The sequence below is a fragment of the Stenotrophomonas sp. SrG genome, from assembly GCF_050031795.1.
Lineage (GTDB): Bacteria > Pseudomonadota > Gammaproteobacteria > Xanthomonadales > Xanthomonadaceae > Stenotrophomonas > Stenotrophomonas rhizophila_A.
Window position 1 is genome coordinate 1 of sequence record NZ_JBNBBE010000248.1, and the last position, 273, is coordinate 273.

Annotated in this window: 1 pseudogene; it reads left to right on the plus strand. The window is 73.6% G+C overall.

Features of this window, described 5'->3' with window-relative positions:
• A pseudogene (locus ACQG3P_RS19715) lies at nt 1-273 on the plus strand (hypothetical protein); the annotation flags it as partial.

The window sequence follows — 273 nt, forward strand, 5'->3', positions numbered from 1 at the left end:
GTGCAGTACCTGCTGCAGGCGCCGAACGAAGACGGCACCCGCCCGGCCATTGCGGTATCGCTGAGCCAACGCTACGCCACCGGCAGCTATGACCGCATCGATGGCAACCCGCGCAATGCCCAGGGCGACGGGGTGCAGCGCACCACCTTCGGGCTGGGCATGCAGCAGGTGGTGGGGCTGCCCAACGGTCGCCCGCTGCGCGGGCGCGGCCCGCTGAGCGCCCGCCCGGCACCGGCGCGCGGGGCGATCAACGACCACAGCGGGGACGGCACG